General features: G+C 62.4%; 19 protein-coding genes. 12 read left to right on the top strand and 7 right to left on the bottom strand.

The genetic code is table 11. The annotated features are described in order from the left end of the window. Positions 1 to 90: 90 nt before the first annotated feature. Positions 91 to 642: a nucleotide exchange factor GrpE gene (gene grpE, locus PQV96_RS15715; protein ID WP_273623502.1), complete on the bottom strand. Its 552-nt coding sequence runs from the start codon at positions 640 to 642 to the stop codon at positions 91 to 93. Between the two features lie 262 nt (positions 643 to 904). On the opposite strand from grpE, the gene rpsF reads away from it, so the two are divergent. The 5 genes from rpsF (at position 905) to dnaB (ending at position 3,945) form a co-directional block, all read left to right on the top strand. Then, positions 905 to 1,282 (top strand): 30S ribosomal protein S6, encoded by a 378-nt coding sequence (rpsF, locus tag PQV96_RS15710; RefSeq protein ID WP_015013245.1) that lies wholly within the window; start codon positions 905 to 907, stop codon positions 1,280 to 1,282. Between the two features lie 15 nt (positions 1,283 to 1,297). Then, entirely contained in the window at positions 1,298 to 1,588 is a 291-nt protein-coding gene (gene priB, locus PQV96_RS15705) for a primosomal replication protein N (protein ID WP_207373487.1), read from the top strand. Positions 1,589 to 1,605: 17 nt separating this feature from the next. Continuing rightward, a complete protein-coding gene (gene rpsR, locus PQV96_RS15700; protein WP_044397946.1) occupies positions 1,606 to 1,887 on the top strand; it encodes a 30S ribosomal protein S18 in 282 nt (93 codons plus the stop codon). Positions 1,888 to 1,899: 12 nt separating this feature from the next. Then, complete coding sequence (gene rplI, locus PQV96_RS15695) at positions 1,900 to 2,352, top strand: 50S ribosomal protein L9 (protein WP_198846689.1); 453 nt, start codon at positions 1,900 to 1,902, stop codon at positions 2,350 to 2,352. 171 nt (positions 2,353 to 2,523) lie between these two features. Then, positions 2,524 to 3,945 carry a replicative DNA helicase gene (gene dnaB / locus PQV96_RS15690; RefSeq protein WP_198846690.1) on the top strand — a complete coding sequence of 474 codons (1,422 nt, stop codon included), beginning with the start codon at positions 2,524 to 2,526 and terminating at the stop codon, positions 3,943 to 3,945. A 93-nt stretch (positions 3,946 to 4,038) separates the two neighbouring features. Here the strand turns inward: dnaB and PQV96_RS15685 are convergent, their stop codons facing one another. The 4 genes from PQV96_RS15685 to PQV96_RS15670 form a co-directional block, all read right to left on the bottom strand. Beyond that, on the bottom strand, positions 4,039 to 4,413 hold the full coding sequence (locus tag PQV96_RS15685) for a hypothetical protein (protein ID WP_337930736.1): 375 nt from the start codon (positions 4,411 to 4,413) through the stop codon (positions 4,039 to 4,041). A gap of 14 nt (positions 4,414 to 4,427) precedes the next feature. Beyond that, complete coding sequence (locus tag PQV96_RS15680; RefSeq protein ID WP_273623501.1) at positions 4,428 to 6,164, bottom strand: PhoH family protein; 1,737 nt, start codon at positions 6,162 to 6,164, stop codon at positions 4,428 to 4,430. 183 nt (positions 6,165 to 6,347) lie between these two features. After that, positions 6,348 to 6,833 (bottom strand): peroxiredoxin, encoded by a 486-nt coding sequence (locus PQV96_RS15675; RefSeq protein WP_044397955.1) that lies wholly within the window; start codon positions 6,831 to 6,833, stop codon positions 6,348 to 6,350. A gap of 210 nt (positions 6,834 to 7,043) precedes the next feature. Beyond that, entirely contained in the window at positions 7,044 to 7,421 is a 378-nt protein-coding gene (locus PQV96_RS15670; protein WP_066691971.1) for an Mth938-like domain-containing protein, read from the bottom strand. 146 nt (positions 7,422 to 7,567) lie between these two features. Between PQV96_RS15670 and PQV96_RS15665 the strand changes: the two genes are divergently transcribed. From PQV96_RS15665 to moaD, 7 genes are all read left to right on the top strand, one after another. Further along, on the top strand, positions 7,568 to 8,803 hold the full coding sequence (locus PQV96_RS15665) for a pyridoxal phosphate-dependent aminotransferase (protein ID WP_044397957.1): 1,236 nt from the start codon (positions 7,568 to 7,570) through the stop codon (positions 8,801 to 8,803). A gap of 106 nt (positions 8,804 to 8,909) precedes the next feature. Then, positions 8,910 to 10,244, top strand: a complete 1,335-nt coding sequence (locus tag PQV96_RS15660; protein WP_273623499.1) for a homoserine dehydrogenase — start codon at positions 8,910 to 8,912, stop codon at positions 10,242 to 10,244. A 73-nt stretch (positions 10,245 to 10,317) separates the two neighbouring features. Next, positions 10,318 to 10,632: a response regulator gene (locus tag PQV96_RS15655; RefSeq protein WP_273623498.1), complete on the top strand. Its 315-nt coding sequence runs from the start codon at positions 10,318 to 10,320 to the stop codon at positions 10,630 to 10,632. Between the two features lie 19 nt (positions 10,633 to 10,651). Continuing rightward, entirely contained in the window at positions 10,652 to 12,097 is a 1,446-nt protein-coding gene (gene thrC / locus PQV96_RS15650; RefSeq protein ID WP_044397961.1) for a threonine synthase, read from the top strand. Positions 12,098 to 12,289: 192 nt separating this feature from the next. Beyond that, a complete protein-coding gene (mobB, locus tag PQV96_RS15645) occupies positions 12,290 to 12,847 on the top strand; it encodes a molybdopterin-guanine dinucleotide biosynthesis protein B (protein WP_273623497.1) in 558 nt (185 codons plus the stop codon). Beyond that, positions 12,844 to 14,094 (top strand): molybdopterin molybdotransferase MoeA, encoded by a 1,251-nt coding sequence (locus PQV96_RS15640; RefSeq protein WP_273623496.1) that lies wholly within the window; start codon positions 12,844 to 12,846, stop codon positions 14,092 to 14,094. Before mobB ends, PQV96_RS15640 begins: the two co-directional genes overlap by 4 nt. After that, positions 14,091 to 14,342, top strand: a complete 252-nt coding sequence (gene moaD, locus PQV96_RS15635) for a molybdopterin converting factor subunit 1 (RefSeq protein ID WP_044397965.1) — start codon at positions 14,091 to 14,093, stop codon at positions 14,340 to 14,342. The genes PQV96_RS15640 and moaD overlap by 4 nt, the downstream gene beginning before the upstream one ends. Positions 14,343 to 14,394: 52 nt before the next feature. Here moaD and PQV96_RS15630 read toward each other — a convergent pair whose 3' ends face one another. Both PQV96_RS15630 and mdoH read right to left on the bottom strand, forming a co-directional pair. After that, positions 14,395 to 15,189, bottom strand: a complete 795-nt coding sequence (locus PQV96_RS15630; RefSeq protein WP_273623495.1) for a C13 family peptidase — start codon at positions 15,187 to 15,189, stop codon at positions 14,395 to 14,397. Positions 15,190 to 15,609: 420 nt separating this feature from the next. Beyond that, on the bottom strand, positions 15,610 to 17,619 hold the full coding sequence (gene mdoH, locus PQV96_RS15625; RefSeq protein ID WP_242638060.1) for a glucans biosynthesis glucosyltransferase MdoH: 2,010 nt from the start codon (positions 17,617 to 17,619) through the stop codon (positions 15,610 to 15,612). Between the last annotated feature and the right edge of the window lie 3 nt (positions 17,620 to 17,622).

Below are 17,622 nucleotides of genomic sequence, written 5' to 3'. Positions count from 1 at the left end.
TCTCCGAATGCTTGAATAGTTTGGATGACTAGTAACTTGTGGATAACTTGCGTTGCTTCAAGTCGTCCCTCTCGATTTATCTTGAAAAATTTACTTGGGGGCGCTGACAGTGACCAGTGCAGGGCGCAGCACACGCTCCGCAATCACATACCCCTTTTGCAGCACAGCCACGATGGTGTTGGGCTCTTGCTCAGAAGCCACGACGCTGATCGCCTGATGCTGGTGTGGGTCGAACTTGGAGCCCGCTGCGGGATTGATGGCCAGCACCTTGTTGCGTTCCAGAGCTGAGGTGAGTTGGCGCAGGGTCGCGTCTGCTCCTTCGCGAAGTTGCTGGGGCGTGGCTTCCTTGATGGCCAAGGCTGCATCCAGGCTGTCTGCCACGGGCAGAAGGCTTTCGGCAAAGCTCTCGATCCCGAACTTGCGGGCTTTGGCTACTTCGTCTTCGGCGCGGCGGCGGGCGTTTTCGGCCTCTGCCTTGGCGCGCAGGAACTGGTCTGCCAATTCAGCGCTCTTGGCCTTGAGCTCAGCCAACTCGCCTTGCAGGCGCGCCAGCTCGTCGGAGGCATTGGCGGCCATGGCGGCTTCCACTTCCTCGGGGGACGGGGCGGCTGATGAAGATGTGTTCTGGCTGTTGTCGGACATGTCGTAGTCTTTGTAAATAAAACAGTACGCGCGAGAGCTTGGGGGCTTTCGCTGAATTTCAAGTCGTGGGGGCAAAAGAACCTTGGTTTGGCCCTTGGAGCGGCTGTTTTTCCAGGAGCTTGCCCAGTATGGGAAAGGCAAAAAGCAGCCAGAGTGTACAAGTGTGCTGCCAAAGGCTATAATTTCCGGCTTTGCCTTGCCACACCGCACAATCTCGAAAAGATTGGGACGCAGCGGGCGGCTTCATCCAAAAGGAGTATGCATGCGTCATTACGAAATCATTTTGTTGATCCATCCGGATCAAAGCGAACAAGTTCCAGCCATGCTGGAGCGCTACAAGGGCATGATCACCGCCGGCGGCGGTAAGGTGCACCGCGTGGAAGACTGGGGCCGTCGTCAACTGGCGTACCTGATCAACAAGCTGGCCAAGGCCCACTACCTGTGCGTGAACATCGAAGCCGACCAGGCTGTGATGGCTGAGCTGGAGCATGCCTTCAAGTTCAACGACGCCGTGCTGCGCCACCTGACTGTCCAGAAGAAGAAGGCTGAAACTGGCCCATCTTCCATGATGAAGACTGTTGAGCGCGAAGAGGCCCGCAAGGCCAGCCAGGCCGAGTACGCAGCGGCTGGCGAGCGCTGATCCATCCACTTTGGAGTGGAGAACCGTGTCGTCTTGACAGCATGTATCGCAGAGGCTGAGGCCCTGCGCTACACCCCCGCCGGTTTGCCTGCCATCAACCTGCGGCTCGAACATGAGTCGCAACAGATAGAGGCAGGTCACCCCCGGGCCGTCAAGGCTGCCATCAAGGCCGTTGCCTTTGGTGCAATGGCCGAGCGGCTGGCGAGGCAGAACATCGGAAGTCTCTGGACTTTTTCGGGTTTTCTGGCCACCCCGCGCAACGGCAAGAACGCAGTGCTCCACATCCAGGATATTCAACAAAATTAATTTTTAAGGGGTCCGCAATGGCCACGTTCAAGAAGTTCAACAAAGACAAGCGCCCAAAGCGCAACACCCAGTCCCTGCTGTTCAAGCGCAAGCGTTTCTGCCGCTTTACAGTGACCGGCGTGGAAGAAATCGACTACAAGGATGTCGACACTCTGCGTGATTTCATCGCCGAAAACGGCAAGATCATCCCCGCACGCCTGACCGGCACGCGAGCCATCTACCAGCGTCAGCTGAACACCGCCATCAAGCGCGCCCGCTTCCTGGCCCTGGTGCCTTACAGCGACCAGCACAAGATCTAAGGAGCACAACCCATGCAAATCATTCTGCTCGACAAGGTTGTGAACCTCGGCAACCTCGGCGAAATCGTCAAGGTGAAAGACGGCTACGCCCGTAACTTCCTGATTCCTTCGGGCCGTGCTCGTCGCGCCACCGAAGCTGCCAAGGCGGAGTTCGAAGCCAAGCGCGCTGAACTCGAAAAAGCTGCTGCCGCCAAGCTGGCAGAAGCCCAAGCCCAAGGCGAAAAGCTGGCTGGCACCACCATCAAGCTGACACAAAAAGCTGGTGTGGACGGCCGTCTGTTTGGTTCTGTGACCAACCATGACATCGCTGAAGAGCTGAACAAGCAAGGCTACAAGGTTGCCAAGTCTCAGATCCGCCTGCCCAACGGCCCTATCAAGGTCGTGAGCGAAAGCACTGTGAGCGTTGCTCTGCACACCGACGTGGTGGTGGAAGTGACGGTTTCGGTCTACGGCGAAACTGCCTGATCTTCTTCAGGCAATCCAAGCAAAGCCGCCCTCGGGCGGCTTTTGTCATTGGGTCGGCCTGATTTGTACAGGATTGCCCACCTGCAGTCCACAGATTGCCCACAGGCTTATCCCCGCAGGTAATGTGCCTGTGAGAGGAATAGCATCCAGACATCGTTCGGAGAATTTCCTATGTCCGCAGTCTTTCCTCCCCTAGATGACCAAGGCTTTGCTGTACCCAATGTTCAGGACAGTGAGGTGGCTCGTTTGCGCATTCCGCCCCATTCGGTGGAAGCTGAGTCCAGTGTGCTGGGTGGGTTGCTGCTCGACAACAATGCCTGGGACCGCGTGGGAGATTTGCTGACCGAAAGCAACTTCTATCGCCATGAACATCAACTGATCTTCACCGCGATTGCGAGCCTGGTGAATGCCAGCAAGCCCGCCGATGTGATCACGGTGTTCGAACACCTGCGCAGCCTGGGCAAGGCGGAAGAGGTGGGAGGGCTGGCGTACCTGAATAATCTGGCGCAGTACGTCCCCAGTGCCAGCAACATCCGTCGCTATGCCGAAATCGTGCGGGAGCGATCCATCCTGCGCAAGCTGGTCACCGCCAGCGATGAGATTTCCACGAACGCGTTTGATCCGCAGGGCAAGACCGTCGAGCGCATCCTGGATGAAGCGGAAGCCAAGATCTTCGCCATTGGCGAGGAAGGCTCGCGCAACAAGCAGGGGTTTCAGTCGCTCGATACGCTGGTGATTGACCTGCTCGACAAAGTGCAGGAGATGGCTGACAACCCGGCGGACGTGACGGGGGTGCCCACAGGCTTTGCTGATCTGGACCGGATGACTTCGGGGCTGCAGGCGGGCGACATGATCGTGCTGGCAGCTCGTCCTTCGATGGGGAAGACCTCGTTTGCGGTGAACATTGCCGAGCATGTGGCACTTAACGAAGGCCTGCCTGTCGCCATCTTCTCCATGGAAATGGGCGCTGCTCAGCTGGCCGTGCGTATCGTGGGTTCGATTGGACGTGTGAACCAGGGCAACTTGCGAACCGGCAAGCTCACGGACGACGAGTGGCCGCGCCTGACCGAGGCGATTGAAAAGCTGCGCACGGTGTCGCTGCACATTGACGAAACCCCTGGCCTCACCCCGGGCGAGTTGCGCGCCAACGCCCGGCGCTTGGCACGCCAGTGCGGCAAGCTCGGGCTCATCGTGGTGGACTACCTGCAGCTCATGAGCGGCTCGGGCGCGGGCAGCGCTGACAACCGTGCGACCGAACTGGGGGAAATATCCCGGGGTTTGAAGATGCTGGCCAAGGAACTGCAATGCCCGGTGATTGCACTCTCGCAGCTGAACCGTTCAGTGGAACAGCGCACCGACAAGCGTCCAATGATGTCCGACCTGCGTGAATCGGGCGCCATCGAGCAGGATGCGGACATCATCATGTTCATCTACCGCGACGACTACTACAACAAGGACAGCAAGGAGCCGAACGTGGCCGAGGTCATCATCGGCAAGCAGCGTAACGGCCCTACCGGCACCGTGAAACTGTTCTTCCAGAAGAACCAGACCCGCTTCGAGAATCTGGCCATGGGTTCGGGTGACGACTATTGATAAAAATCGCCGCTCGCGGCTGTTGAATAAGCGCTAGTAGCTATAAAAATTATAGCTAGCGGAATCGAGGTTGGGGGCGTAGCCCGTTCGCCTCTACTGCTTGAGCGCCCACACCAGTAGCCCCGCACAGGCGCATGCCACGATGGTAAGGGCCCAGGTCAAGCGGCGGTTGTGCTGGCGCAAGTCTTCCACCGCCTGGATCACCTGGGCATTTTGCTGAGCGAGGGACTGGATCAGCGCAGCCCCGTCCAGTTGTTCCTGCTCCAGCTGCAGCACGCGTTCACGCAAATGCTGCAGCTGCACATCGGTGGGCAAGGTGGCTTCCGTCCCGGCGTCTGCGATAGAGCCCGCTGCTGTGGCCTCTGCTTTGCCCTTGCGGGTGGCGCCCAGCAGCTTTTTGGCGGCTTGCAGGATCTGGGGTGTGGCCTCAATGACATCGCCCCAGGGCACCAGTTTGAGTGCAGTCACCCAGCCGACCATGGTCAAAGCACCTCGCTGGCGAAGTCTGCCAAGCGCGAACGTTCGCCGCGTGCGAGCGTGATATGCCCGCTGTGAGGCCAGCCTTTGAAGCGGTCCACCGCATAGGTCAGGCCGGACGAGCCTTCGGTAAGGTACGGGGTATCGATTTGCGCCAGGTTGCCCATGCAGATGATCTTGGTGCCAGGGCCTGCGCGGGTGATGAGCGTCTTCATCTGCTTGGGCGTCAGGTTCTGTGCCTCATCGATGATCACGTACTTGTTCAGGAACGTGCGCCCGCGCATGAAGTTCATGCTCTTGATCTTGATGCGGCTGCGGATCAGTTCGTTGGTGGCGGCGCGGCCCCATTCGCCTGCATTGCCGCCGTCTCCCTTGGCCAGGAACTCCAGGTTGTCGTCCAGAGCGCCCATCCAGGGACCCATCTTTTCTTCTTCGGTGCCTGGCAAGAAGCCGATATCCTCTCCCACGCTTACGGTGGCGCGGGTCATGATGATCTCGGTGTAGCGGCGGTCGTCCAGCACCTGGGTCAGGCCTGCGGCCAGGGCCAGCAGGGTTTTGCCGGTGCCGGCCGTGCCGGTCAGCGTCACGAAGTCGATCTCAGGATCCATGAGCAGGTTCATCGCAAAGTTCTGCTCGCGGTTGCGGGTGGTCACGCCCCACACGGCATTCTTGGCTGAGCCGAAGTCTTTGAGGGTCTGTAGTACAGCGGTCTTTTCGCGGATCTCGCTCACCCGGGCGAACAGGCTGGGCGCGCCGGGTGCTTCAAAGTACACAAACTGATTGATCATCAGTTGCGGCACGATCGGGCCACCGATGCGGTAGTACGTGTGTGCACCGCTTTGCCAGCTTTCGACGTTCTTGCCGCTCTTGGACCAGAAGTCCTGCGGCAGTGCGAGCACGCCCGCATACAGCAGGTCGCCATCGTCCAGGGTCTTGTCGTTCTGGTAGTCCTCAGCGTTCAGCCCCAACGCACGCGCCTTAACGCGCATGTTGATGTCTTTGGAAACCAGCACCACTTCGCGCGGTGCGTACTCCTTGGACAAGGCCGCCACAACGCCCAGAATCTGGTTGTCGGCCTTGCCGGCTGGGAGGCTGGTGGGCAGGCTGTAGTCCAGCGGTGCGGTCTGGAAGTACAGGCATCCACCGGCAGCACGCTGCCCTGTGGAATCCAGCTTGAGCCCGCGCCCGATGTCTGCGCCCTCGGCTCCTGCGAGCGCATCCAGTGTCCGGCTGGTTTGGCGGCCGTTGCGCGCCACTTCGGTCATGCCCTTCTTGTGGGCATCCAGCTCTTCCAGCACGATCATCGGCAAGAAGATGTCGTGCTCTTCAAAGCGGAACAGGCTGGTGGGATCGTGCAGAAGGACGTTGGTGTCGAGCACAAACAGCTTGGCTGGGCCTTGCGTTTTTTTGCTGCGTGGCAGGCTCTTGCCCTGGCTGCCGTTGCTTGCGGTCACTGGGGTATTGCTGATGGTTTTCTTCGCAGCAGCCTGGCGCGTAGAAGTCGTAGATTTGGGCGTCGCCACGGCAGGGGCTGCGGCCTTGGTGGCAGCCTCCGCAGTGTTGCGCGTGCGTCGGCGCACCGGTGCAGCAGCAGTGGGCGCCTCCGGTGCAATGGTCTCATTGACTTCTTCAGGCTCTGCAGCGACTGTGCGAGAGCTTGCTCGGGCCGGGTTTACCTTGTTTTCATAGGCTTCGGGCGAGAGACGGGCGGCGCGGCGGCCAGGGGCGGGTGGCAATGGCATGGTGTGCGAAGGCCTCAAGCAAAAGTGTTCAGAAAGCAAAAAGCCGCCTGGAGGCCAAGGCGGCTTTTAAAGAGGGAATGGGTCGTTGCAAGGTGCAAAGGCATCAACCCATTATGCCCATCTCGTGTGACGGAGCGCTGTGCGCGCCAGCACTCCGTAGGGTGTTGCCAATACAAGTGCCGATCAGGCGGCTTTTTTGAGGGCCTTGATGGATTTCACGGCCTTGAGCACTTCGTCCACATGCCCAGGCACTTTCAGGCCGCGCCACTCTTGCAGCAGCAGGCCATCAGGGCCGATGAGGAAGGTGCTGCGCTCAATGCCCTTGACCTTCTTGCCATACATGATCTTGTTCTTGACCACGCCGAACATGTGGCACATTTTTTCTTCGGTGTCTGCGATCAGTTCGAAGGGCAGTTCCAGCTTTTCCTTGAAGTCGTCGTGGGACTTCATGTTGTCGCGAGAAACGCCAAACACTGCGGCGCCAGCCTTGGCAAAATCTTTGTACTTGTCGCGGAACTGCATGGCTTCAGTGGTGCAGCCGGGCGTGTTGTCCTTGGGATAGAAGTACAGAATCAGAATCTGGCCCGTGTGAGACGTGTTGGAGACTTTGATCCCGCCGGTCGCGTTGGCTTCAAATTCAGGGAGGGGTTTGTTGACAACGATCGCCATATCACTTCAATCTCTCAGGATGTAGTCGTTGATAAGCCGGGGGAGCAGGTGTGTTATTGTTTTTGGTGGTGCCCCCGACCGCAACCCGCGATTTTACTCTGAAAATGCTACAAGACCAAATGCAGGGCCTGTATGTATGTACATGCCTGCATATGCATGTCCGCTGGCGAAAGGGCATGCGGCGGTGTTTTTGGGCTGCGCGCCCAGCGCTCAGGCGCCGGTTTCAAGAATAAGTGCCGCCACTACATTGCGGCCCTCGCCAGCCAGGATGTTGTAGGTTCGGCAGGCGGCTGCGGTATCCATCGTCTCCAACCCCAGCCTTCTCGCCATCAGAGGCTGCAGCCATGCGGGGTTGGGAAAGCGGTTGCGGTTGCCACTTCCGAAGATGATCAGTTCGGTGTCGAGTGTGGCCAAGTGTTCGAAGTGAGCGGGTGTCAACTCTTCAAAGCGCGAGCAGTTCCACGGCTGCAGGAGCCCGCTCGAGCCCACGATCAAGCTCTGGGTGTGCTTTTCGCCATCCACGCCAATCCAGTCGGGGCCATATCCGTGGATGGTTTGGGCGTCGGAACGGTCGGGCTGGAATTTCATGGTGTGCCTGAGTGCGAGGTGCGTCGTGTGCCTTGGCTGGCGGGACACCCGGGGAGTGGGTAGGTTCTGAACTGTGGTCAAATTATAGGTTTCGCCAAGGCACGCCGTGCCTGGGTTGGCCTTTGTCCCCGTCATTCCCGCCCGCCATGAAAACCGTTCACAAATCCGCCAAGCTTGCCAATGTTTGTTACGACATCCGGGGTCCCATCATGGACGCGGCCAAGCAGATGGAGGAAGACGGTCACAAGATCATCAAGCTCAATATTGGCAATCTGGCGGTCTTTGGTTTTGATGCCCCCGAGGAAATCCAGCAGGACATGATTCGTAACCTGCCCAACTCGGCGGGCTATTCGGACAGCAAGGGGATTTTTGCCGCGCGCAAAGCCGTGATGCATGAAACCCAGAAGCAGGGCATCAAGGGCGTCACGCTGGATGACATCTACCTGGGCAATGGGGCCAGCGAACTGATCGTGATGGCCACCAACGCCTTGCTGGACAACGGCGACGAATTGCTCCTGCCTTCGCCCGACTATCCGCTGTGGACGGCCGCCGCCAGCCTGTCGGGGGGCACCCCGGTGCACTACTTGTGCGATGAAGCCAATGGCTGGATGCCGGATCTGGACGACATCCGCGCCAAGGTGACGCCCCGCACCAAGGGCATTGTGGTCATCAACCCCAACAACCCCACCGGTGCTTTGTACTCAGAAGAACTGCTGCGAGGCATTCTGGCCATCGCACGTGAGCATGGCCTGGTGGTGTTTGCGGACGAGGTGTACGACAAGGTGCTGTACGACGGTGCCAAGCACACCGCGCTGGGCTCGCTCAGTGAAGACGTGCTCACGCTCACCTTCAACTCGCTGTCGAAAAGCTACCGCTCGTGCGGCTACCGCGCTGGCTGGCTGGTCGTCTCCGGCGACAAGAAACCTGCCAAGGACTACATCGACGGTTTGAACATGCTGTCGAACATGCGCCTGTGCGCCAACGTGCCGGGGCAGTGGGCCATCCAGACCGCGCTGGGCGGTTACCAAAGCATCAACGACCTGGTGTGCGAAGGCGGTCGCCTGCGCAAGCAGCGCGATCTGGCGTATGAGCTGATCACTGCCATCCCGGGCGTTACCTGCGTGAAGCCGCGCGCCGCGCTGTACATGTTCCCCCGCCTCGATCCTGCGGTGTATCCGATCAAGGACGACCAGCAGTTTTTCCTGGAGCTGTTGCAGGAGACCAAGGTCATGCTGGTGCAGGGCACCGGCTTCAACTGGGGCGCGCCAGACCACTTCCGCATCGTGTTTCTGCCCCATGAGGACGATCTGCGTGAGGCCATTGGCCGCGTGGCCAAGTTCCTGGAACAGTACCGCAAGCGCAGCCAATTGGCCGCTGCGTAATGTGAACGGGCCGCAGACGGGCAGACGGGCCCGCTGGAACGCCTGCCCATGGCGCTGATGAAGAGCGCCGAGTGAATTACCGATTAAGAGCAAAAGAGTTATGACCATGAAACCCATCCAAGTAGGCCTGCTGGGCATCGGCACCGTCGGCAGCGGCGTGTTCAACGTATTGCAACGCAACCAGGACGAAATCAGCCGCCGCGCTGGCCGGGGCATTGAGATTGCCATGGTGGCCGATCTGGATGTGGAGCGCGCCAAGAGCGTGGTGGGTTCGAAGGTTCAGGTGGTCAACGACGCCCGTGCTGTCATTGCTAATCCTGACATCGACATCGTGATCGAGCTGATCGGCGGCTATGGCGTGGCCAAGGCGCTGGTGCTGGAGGCAATCGCCGCCGGCAAGCATGTGGTCACTGCCAACAAGGCCTTGCTGGCCGTGCACGGCACTGAGATTTTTGCTGCGGCATCTGCCAAGGGCGTGATGGTGGCGTTTGAAGCTGCCGTGGCTGGTGGCATTCCCATCATCAAGGCGCTGCGCGAAGGTCTTACGGCCAACCGCATCCAGTGGATTGCCGGCATCATCAACGGCACCACCAACTTCATCCTGTCCGAGATGCGCGACAAGGGCCTGGACTTTGACGTGGTGCTCAAGGAAGCCCAGCGCCTGGGCTACGCCGAGGCCGACCCGACCTTCGACATCGAAGGCGTGGACGCCGCGCACAAGGCCACCATCATGTCGGCCATCGCTTTCGGCATTCCGGTGCAGTTCGACAAGGCCTACGTGGAAGGCATCACCAAACTCGGTGCGGCCGACATCAAGTACGCCGAGCAACTGGGTTACCGCATCAAGCTGCTGGGCATCACCAAGCGCGCCGAGAAGGGCATCGAGCTGCGCGTGCACCCCAGCCTGGTGCCTTCCAAGCGCCTGATTGCCAATGTGGAAGGCGCGATGAACGCCGTGGTGGTGCAGGGCGATGCCGTGGGCACCACGCTGTACTACGGCAAGGGTGCGGGCTCTGAGCCCACCGCCAGTGCCGTGATCGCCGACCTGGTGGACATTGCCCGCCTGCACACCGCCGACCCCGAGCACCGCGTGCCGCACCTGGCCTTCCAGCCCCACACGCTGACCGATGCCATGGGCGCCCTGCCCGTGCTGCCCATGAGTGAAGTGGTGACCAGCTACTACCTGCGCCTGCGCGTGGCCGATCAGGCTGGCGTGCTGGCCAAGGTCACTGGTCTGCTGGCTGAAGCCGGTGTCAGTATCGACGCCGTGCTGCAGCGCGAGGCGGACGAAGTGGGCGGCGAAGGCTCCACCCAGACGGACTTGATCATCCTCACGCACGACACCCGCGAAGGCACCATGGATGCCGTCATCGCCCAGATGCAGGCGCTGCCCACCGTGCTGGCCTCCATCACCCGCATCCGTAAGGAAGAGCTGAACTGATTCCACCCCGTGGCAAGGCCGCGCACAGCGGCTGACCCGCGGGCATTGACGGCAATCTCCATGCGCACCCGCCATGCCCACCCTGGTTGCAGTTCTCACCTTGGTCGCTTTGCTCAAGCTGTCCAACGTGGACATGCCGCGCTGGCATCTGGCCTTCTGGTTCGGCGTGCTGGTGGGTGCGGCGCTCATGGGTGCCATGCCCCGGCACCACGCGGTGGGGCATGGCCTGCTGAGCTTTGTGCAGGCCTGGGTGTACTTTGTGTTGCTGGACCGCACCGACAACCGTCTGGACCGCGTGTGGCATTGGCTCATCCTCATCGGGGGCTTCGGTCTCATCATCATGGCGCGCATGCTCATCGACATCCGCGCCTACGGCATCAGTTTTTGAACCCTCACGGGACCCTCTCATGAAATACCTCAGTACGCGCGGCCACGCAGACCGCAAACAGTTCTGCGACATCCTGCTCGAAGGCCTGGCACCCGATGGTGGCCTGTACCTGCCAGAGCACTACCCGCAGGTGGACGACGCCATGCTCACGCGCCTGCGCAAGGCTTACCACGAGCAAGGCTACGCCGAACTGGCCTTCCAGATCCTGTCGCTGTACATCGACGACATCCCGGCTGCAGATCTGAAGGCCCTGTGCGCCAAGACGTACACCGCTGAAGTATTCGGCACGGGCGAGATCGTGCCCCTGCGCCACCTCGAAAACAGCCTGTGGCTCGAAGCCCTGTCCAACGGCCCCACGCTGGCCTTCAAGGACATGGCCATGCAGCTCTTGGGCAACCTGTTCGAATACGAACTGGGCCGCCGTGGTGCCGAATTGAACATTCTGGGCGCCACCAGCGGCGACACCGGCAGCGCGGCCGAATACGCCATGCGCGGCAAGAAGGGCATCCGCGTGTTCATGACCAGCCCGCACGGCCGCATGAGCCCCTTCCAGCAGGCACAGATGTTCAGCCTGCAGGACGAGAACATCCACAACATCGCCATCGAAGGGGTGTTCGATGACTGCCAGGACATCGTCAAGGCGGTGAGCAACGACCTGGAGTTCAAGCGCAAGTACAAGATCGGCACTGTCAACTCCATCAACTGGGCGCGCCTCTTGGCGCAGGTGGTGTACTACTTTGCGGGTTACATCCAGGCCACCGAGACCAACGACCAGAAGGTCAGCTTCACCGTGCCCTCGGGCAACTTTGGCAACGTCTGCGCAGGCCATGTGGCGCGCATGATGGGCTTGCCCATTGCCAAGCTGGTGGTGGCTACGAACGAGAACGACGTGCTCGACGAGTTCTTCCGCACCGGCGTGTATCGCGTGCGCGGCAGTGCGGACACGCACGAAACCTCCAGCCCGTCCATGGACATCAGCAAGGCCAGCAACTTCGAGCGCTTTGTGTTCGACCTGCTCGGCCGCGACGGTGCCAAGACCAAAGCGCTGTTTGGCGATGCGCTGTCGCAATCGGGCCAGTTCGACCTGAGCCAGGACCCCCGCTTTGCCGACGCCGCCGCCAAATACGGCTTTGAAAGCGGCAAGAGCACCCACGCGGATCGCCTCGCCACCATCAAGGACAACTACCAGCGCCACGGCGTCACCATCGACACCCACACCGCCGACGGCGTGAAGGTGGCGCTGGAACACCACAGCGACGCGAGCGTGCCGATGATCGTGCTGGAGACGGCGCTGCCCATCAAGTTCGCGGCCACCATCGAGGAAGCCCTGGGTCATTCGCCCGAGCGGCCCGCGAAGTTTGAAGGCATTGAAGCCCTGCCCAAGCGCGTGCAGGTGATGCCTGCTGATGTCACCCTGATCAAGGCCTACATCGAGCGACACTGCGCCCCGGCCGTGTTGGGCTGAAGGCGGTTTTTCAGAGTGCCCCCGCCTTCAGCCCCAGCAGGGTTGCAGGCGTGTGGGGTTGGGATATGAATCAAAAATGCCCCTGGCGCTTACTGGATAAGCGCTAGCAGCTATAAATAGCATAGCGGTGTCTGTTTGCGTTGCGGTGCCACTGGTTGCCCGTACGGACAGGTACCCACCAAGGAGCATGGGATGAAGGTTGTAGGCTTTGCCGGGTTCTCCGGCAGTGGCAAAACCACGTTGGTAGAGCAATTGATTCCCGAGCTGCGCCTGCGCGGCCTGCGGGTGTCGGTGGTCAAGCATGCCCACCACAGCTTCGATATGGACCACCCCGGCAAGGACACCTACCGCCACCGTGAGGCCGGTGCGTTTGAGGTGGTGGCCGCGTCAGACAAGCGCCTGATGCTGGTGCGCGAGTTTGAACAGCCCGCCGTGCTCAGCGTGCACCACCTGCTGGCAGAGTTGTACCAGGGGGTGGACTGGGTGCTGGTGGAAGGCTTCAAGGAAAGCGACCTGCTCAAGATCGAAGTCTGGCGCGCGCCAGAGCCCGGCAAATCTGAGCGGCCCGTTCGCTACCCGGAAGACGGCTTTGTCGTGGCCATTGCCACCGACGCTCCTGACCAATTGCCCGAGCCCACCTTGCGGCCGGTGCTCGATTTGAACGCTCCCGCTGAAGTGGTGGACTGGATGCTGCAGAACGCCGACCGCTTTGAATACGACTGGGAAATGCACGGAGAAGCCCTGCGATGAACGCCCCCCAGAAACCCCGCTCGCCCCTCAAGCCCCTGGATGATGCGCTGGCTGACCTGCTGGCCCACGCGCAGCCGCTGCCGGGGGTGGAGACTGTAGACACCTTCAACGCCGACGGGCGTGTGCTGGCGCAAGACTGCGTGTCGGCCCTGCACGTGCCGCCGCAAGACAACAGCTCGATGGACGGCTACGCCGTGCGCCTTGCCGATGTGGTCGCTGTTGGCGTGGTGCTGCCCGTGTCGCAACGCATTGCTGCGGGCAGCGCTGGCGAGCCGCTGGCTGCTGGCACGGCCGCCCGCATCTTCACCGGCGCGCCGGTGCCCGAGGGGGCCGACGCCATCCTGATGCAGGAAGACTGCGAAGCCCTGGCTGCCGCTGAAGGCCTGGGCCAGGTGCGCATCAATGCCGTGCCGGCCGCCGGGCAGTGGATTCGCCGCGCGGGCGAAGACATCACCCAGGGCGCGGTGGTGCTGCAGGCCGGCACGCGCCTGTCGCCCGCCGAACTGGGCCTGGCCGCCAGCATTGGCATGCACCAGCTGCAGGTGGCGCGCCGCCCGCGCGTGGCCTTGTTCTCCACCGGCGATGAACTCGTCATGCCCGGTGAAGTGCCGCCCGAGCAAATGCGCCCCGGCGCCATCTACAACAGCAACCGCTTCTTCTTGCGCGCCATGCTGCTGCGCCTGGGTTGCGAAGTGACGGACTTCGGCATCGTGCCCGACCGGCGCGAGGCCACCATCGAAGCCCTGCGCCAGGCAAGTTGCGACCACGACCTGATCCTGACCAGCGGCGGCGTGAGCGTGGGCGAGGAAGACCACATCAAGCCCGCCGTGGAATCGCTGGGCCGCCTGGACTTGTGGCAAATCGCCATGAAGCCCGGTAAACCCTTCGCTTACGGCACTGTGGGCAAGGCGCATTTCATGGGGCTGCCGGGCAACCCGGTGTCCAGCTTCGTGACCTTTGCCGTGCTGGTGCGGCCCTTCGTGCTGCGCCAGCAAGGCGTGCGCGATATTGCTCCTAAAAAAATAGCTGCCACCGCCCGATTTGATTGGCCCAAGGCCGATAAACGCCGTGAATTTCTACGGGTGCGCCAGCACCCCGATGGCGGGCTGGAGCTGTTCCACAACCAAAGCTCGGGCGTGCTCACCTCGGCGGCCTGGGGCGATGGCCTGGTGGACAATCCCGCAGGCCAGACCATCGCGGCGGGCGACACCGTGCAATACCTCGCTTTTTCGGAGCTGCTGCAATGAAGATCACCGTCCGCTACTTCGCCTCCATCCGCGAGGCCATCGGCCACGGCAGTGAGTCGGTGGATACCACAGCTGCCACCCTGGGCGCGCTGCGCGATGAACTCATCGCCCGGGGCGGCGCCCACGCCAGCAGCCTGGCCCGCGGCCGCGCGGTGCGCATGGCCCTGAACCAGAACCTGAGCGACGAAGCCGCCGCGCTGGCCGATGGCGCCGAGGTGGCTTTTTTCCCGCCCGTGACGGGCGGGTGATTCGCCCCCCGGGCAGGGTCAGAAGACTCAAACTCTCTGACCTTGCCCCGGCTCAGCGGGCTTGCAGCCAGCTCTTGAGCGGCTGGCTGGCCCAGGCCTTGGCTTCGTCCCCCACAAACATCTTGGGCGCCGAAGCTGCCAGGCGCTTGCGCTTTTCCTGCGCCTGGATGGACTTCTGGGCTGCGCCCATCCACTGCGTGATCGATAACTGCTCGGCGCCTGCCTGGTTGAACAGCGCGTCGGCAAAGAAGGTGTATTCGCCGGTGTACTGGCATTTGAAAGAGGCCTTGTGCACGTCGGTGGCCGTCAGCACCACGCGGTTGGGCGCGCGCAGGGGCTCCAGAAAGGCGCCGCTGTAGCAGGCAGACAGCACGACCAGCGTGGGCGTCTTGGCCAGCGGGGCCAGCGCATCGCTCAAGCCCCGGGCGGTGATGGGTGCAGCGTTTTTTCCTGCGATGTTGATGTTCAGCGTGCCGGGGTTGGAGTGGGTGGAGATCAGCAGCATCACCCGGTCTTGCGGCCGGGCCACTTCGGCCATCTTGGTCATCACCAGTTCAAAGTTTTCCAGCGTGGCCTGGGGCCAGTCACTGGGCTGGTCGCGCGCGGGGTTGGCCAGCTTCAGGATGAGGGCGTTGGGGTCCATCTGTCTGGCCAGTTTTTCGGCGGCCAGCACATCGTTGCGGAAGGCCTTGGCCTGCGAGTGCAGGGCAAAGCCCGCGAAGATCAGCCGGGGTGGGGGCGCGGGGGCGGGCGCTTCGGCCACAGGCACTGGTGGCGGCGGTGCCACGGGCTCTGGCGCAGGTTCGGGGGCGGTGGCGCAGCCCGCAGCCAGCACGGCGGCCCACAAGGCTCCGGCAGAAAGAAGGCCCCGCCGGGAGGTGCTGTGGCAGTGGAGAACATGGTGGTGGTTTTGCGAAAAATGGTGGATGGAGGCCGGGCCTGCAGGGTTGCCGGTGCGGTGGCATTCGGTTGATCTGGCCCGGCGTCACGCTGAGCCCTGTAGGGCTGGCCGCGGTGGCCGGTGGCAGGCGCTGCTGGCTGTCGGGGCCGTATCGTAAGTGACGGCCATAAGGCTCCCAGGCCCTGTCACAGTACGTTTGCCACATGCCTTTTCGGCCTCTGAGGCAGGCAGGGAAAGCGCAGGAAGCTATCAAAAAAATAGCGAAAAACAAAAAAGCCGGCGCTTGCGCCGGCTTCAAGAATGTGTGGCATTTGTCACAAAAGCCCCCCAGGGAAGGTAAGCGAGGGGGCCCGCTTCTGGCCTTTGTCAGGCCATGGCCGCTGTCGGGGCCAGGGTCGGCCCCGGCTGCGCCAGCCTTTGGGCATGGCGCCAGGCCCGGCGCAACACGGGGGGCGACCACGCCTCTTCGGGAATGAGCAAGAAGCGCTGCGCCCGCATCGACCGGCCCAGAGCGATCTGGCTGGTGATGACGGCCATGGGAATGGCCAGGGCCAGCGGCACCCCCACGGGCGCCAGCCACAGCAGGGCGCCGCTGTCGATGGCGCCAATGCCCGCCGCCAGCAAGGCAATCACGCCGGTCATGGGGGCCAGTTGCGCCATGGCGTGGCGCCATGGAACGGCTTGCGCTTCGCGGGGCGGAGACTTCCAGTCCAGCGCAATGCCCGTCAGCGCCACCAGCACAAACAGCGAATGGGCCAGCATGCGCACGGGGGCCTGCAGCAGGGCCAGCATGCTTTCGAGCAGAGCGCTTTTCAGCAGGCTCCAGCCGCCGCCATACTGCTGCTGCTCACGTCGCATGAAGACGGCCAGCACCCCCAGCACGCGGGGCAGGAACAGCATGCTCAGCGTCCAGGCCCACAGGGCCAGCAGTTCGGTGGGCAGGATGTGCCAGTCGGTCAGCACTGGCGCACCAGACACCCACAGGGCAGTGCCCAGCGTCATGAAGGCCAGCCACAGCGGGGCCGACAGGTAGGCCATGGCACCCGTCACGAACATGGAGCGGTGCACGGGGTGGATGCCGGGCTCGGCCATCAGGCGCGCATTCTGCAGGTTGCCCTGGCACCAGCGGCGGTCGCGCTGCAGTTCGGCCAGCAGGTCGGGCGGTTGCTGCTCGTAGCTGCCCACCAGGTCGGCCACCAGCCACACGTGGTAGCCCGCGCGGCGCATCAGTGCGGCTTCCACGAAGTCGTGGCTCATGATGCCGCCTGCCAAGCCACCCTTGCCAGGGATGGGCGCGAGCGCGCAGTGCTGCATGAAGGGCTCCACGCGGATGATGGCGTTGTGCCCCCAGTAGTGCGATTCACCCAGTTGCCAGAACTGCATGCCCAGCGTGAACAGGCGGCCGGTGACGCGTGAGGCGAACTGCTGCGCACGCGCGTGCAGCGTGACGTGGCCGATGGCTTGCGTAGCCGTCTGGATGATGCCTGCCGTAGGGTTGGCTTCCATGAGCTTGGCCATGGAGACGATGCAGTCGCCGCTCATCACGCTGTCGGCGTCCAGCACCACCATGTACTTGTAATCCTTGCCCCAGCGGCGGCAGAAGTCGGCCACATTGCCGGCCTTGCGGTGAGTGCGGCGCTTGCGCAGGCGGTAGTACACCTGCACCTGCGGCTGCTGCGGGTTGGCGGCCAGTGCCATGCGCAGGTCTTCCCAGGCGGCGCGTTCTGCGCGGGCAATGTCGCTGTCGTAGCTGTCGGACAGCACGAACACGTCAAACGTCTGTCCGTGGCCGGTGGCTGCCACCGATTCGCAGGTGGCGCGCAGCCCGGCAAACACGGTGGCCACGTCTTCGTTGCAGATGGGCATGATGATGGCAGTGCGCGCCTCGGGCGACAGCGTGTGCCCCGCCACGCTGCGGGCCGAGAGCGAATGCCTGTCGCCGCGCAGCATGACCCAAAAGCCCATCATCCCGGTCATGAAGCCAGACACCACCCAGGCAGAGAGCAGGGCAAACAGGGCGATTTGCCCCCAGCCCAGCCACGCACTTTCATACGCGGGCTGCACCTGGGCAAACAGCACGCTGGCCAGCACCGTGCTGCACAGCACCAGCAGGGCAAAGGTCCAGCGGCGGCGCTGGGCGGCGGCCTGCCAGGGCTGGGCCGGGGCGGCGGATTCTGCGCCTTCTACTCGGGGCGCGCGGCCCGTCAGCGCGCGTGCCACGCTTTTCCAGAAACCCTGCCACGGCAGCGCAGGCATCGATCCGCGGTGCACAGGTGGGGCTGTCACGCTGTTGGGATGGCGCACTTCGCGCACGGGGCTGCGCGCAGCGGTGGCCTGCAGGTCAAGGCTGCGGGGAGCTGTGTGGGGGTGATGCATCGG

Source organism: Acidovorax temperans, assembly GCF_028596105.1.
GTDB lineage: Bacteria > Pseudomonadota > Gammaproteobacteria > Burkholderiales > Burkholderiaceae_C > Acidovorax > Acidovorax temperans.
The sequence above is the reverse complement of the archived record's forward strand: the minus strand, read 5'-3'. Positions and strand labels throughout refer to the sequence as shown.

What these genes read in the sequence shown, in the direction of transcription:
- PQV96_RS15655 (WP_273623498.1), top strand. Translation starts at nt 10,318, where the DNA reads ATGCCCACCCTGGTTGCAGTTCTCACCTTGGTCGCTTTGCTCAAGCTG.
- rplI (WP_198846689.1), top strand. Translation starts at nt 1,900, where the DNA reads ATGCAAATCATTCTGCTCGACAAGGTTGTGAACCTCGGCAACCTCGGC.
- rpsF (WP_015013245.1), top strand. Translation starts at nt 905, where the DNA reads ATGCGTCATTACGAAATCATTTTGTTGATCCATCCGGATCAAAGCGAA.
- dnaB (WP_198846690.1), top strand. Translation starts at nt 2,524, where the DNA reads ATGTCCGCAGTCTTTCCTCCCCTAGATGACCAAGGCTTTGCTGTACCC.
- rpsR (WP_044397946.1), top strand. Translation starts at nt 1,606, where the DNA reads ATGGCCACGTTCAAGAAGTTCAACAAAGACAAGCGCCCAAAGCGCAAC.
- mdoH (WP_242638060.1), bottom strand. Translation starts at nt 17,619, where the DNA reads ATGCATCACCCCCACACAGCTCCCCGCAGCCTTGACCTGCAGGCCACC.
- moaD (WP_044397965.1), top strand. Translation starts at nt 14,091, where the DNA reads ATGAAGATCACCGTCCGCTACTTCGCCTCCATCCGCGAGGCCATCGGC.
- PQV96_RS15675 (WP_044397955.1), bottom strand. Translation starts at nt 6,833, where the DNA reads ATGGCGATCGTTGTCAACAAACCCCTCCCTGAATTTGAAGCCAACGCG.
- PQV96_RS15670 (WP_066691971.1), bottom strand. Translation starts at nt 7,421, where the DNA reads ATGAAATTCCAGCCCGACCGTTCCGACGCCCAAACCATCCACGGATAT.
- PQV96_RS15680 (WP_273623501.1), bottom strand. Translation starts at nt 6,164, where the DNA reads ATGCCATTGCCACCCGCCCCTGGCCGCCGCGCCGCCCGTCTCTCGCCC.
- PQV96_RS15665 (WP_044397957.1), top strand. Translation starts at nt 7,568, where the DNA reads ATGAAAACCGTTCACAAATCCGCCAAGCTTGCCAATGTTTGTTACGAC.
- PQV96_RS15660 (WP_273623499.1), top strand. Translation starts at nt 8,910, where the DNA reads ATGAAACCCATCCAAGTAGGCCTGCTGGGCATCGGCACCGTCGGCAGC.
- mobB (WP_273623497.1), top strand. Translation starts at nt 12,290, where the DNA reads ATGAAGGTTGTAGGCTTTGCCGGGTTCTCCGGCAGTGGCAAAACCACG.
- PQV96_RS15640 (WP_273623496.1), top strand. Translation starts at nt 12,844, where the DNA reads ATGAACGCCCCCCAGAAACCCCGCTCGCCCCTCAAGCCCCTGGATGAT.
- thrC (WP_044397961.1), top strand. Translation starts at nt 10,652, where the DNA reads ATGAAATACCTCAGTACGCGCGGCCACGCAGACCGCAAACAGTTCTGC.
- grpE (WP_273623502.1), bottom strand. Translation starts at nt 642, where the DNA reads ATGTCCGACAACAGCCAGAACACATCTTCATCAGCCGCCCCGTCCCCC.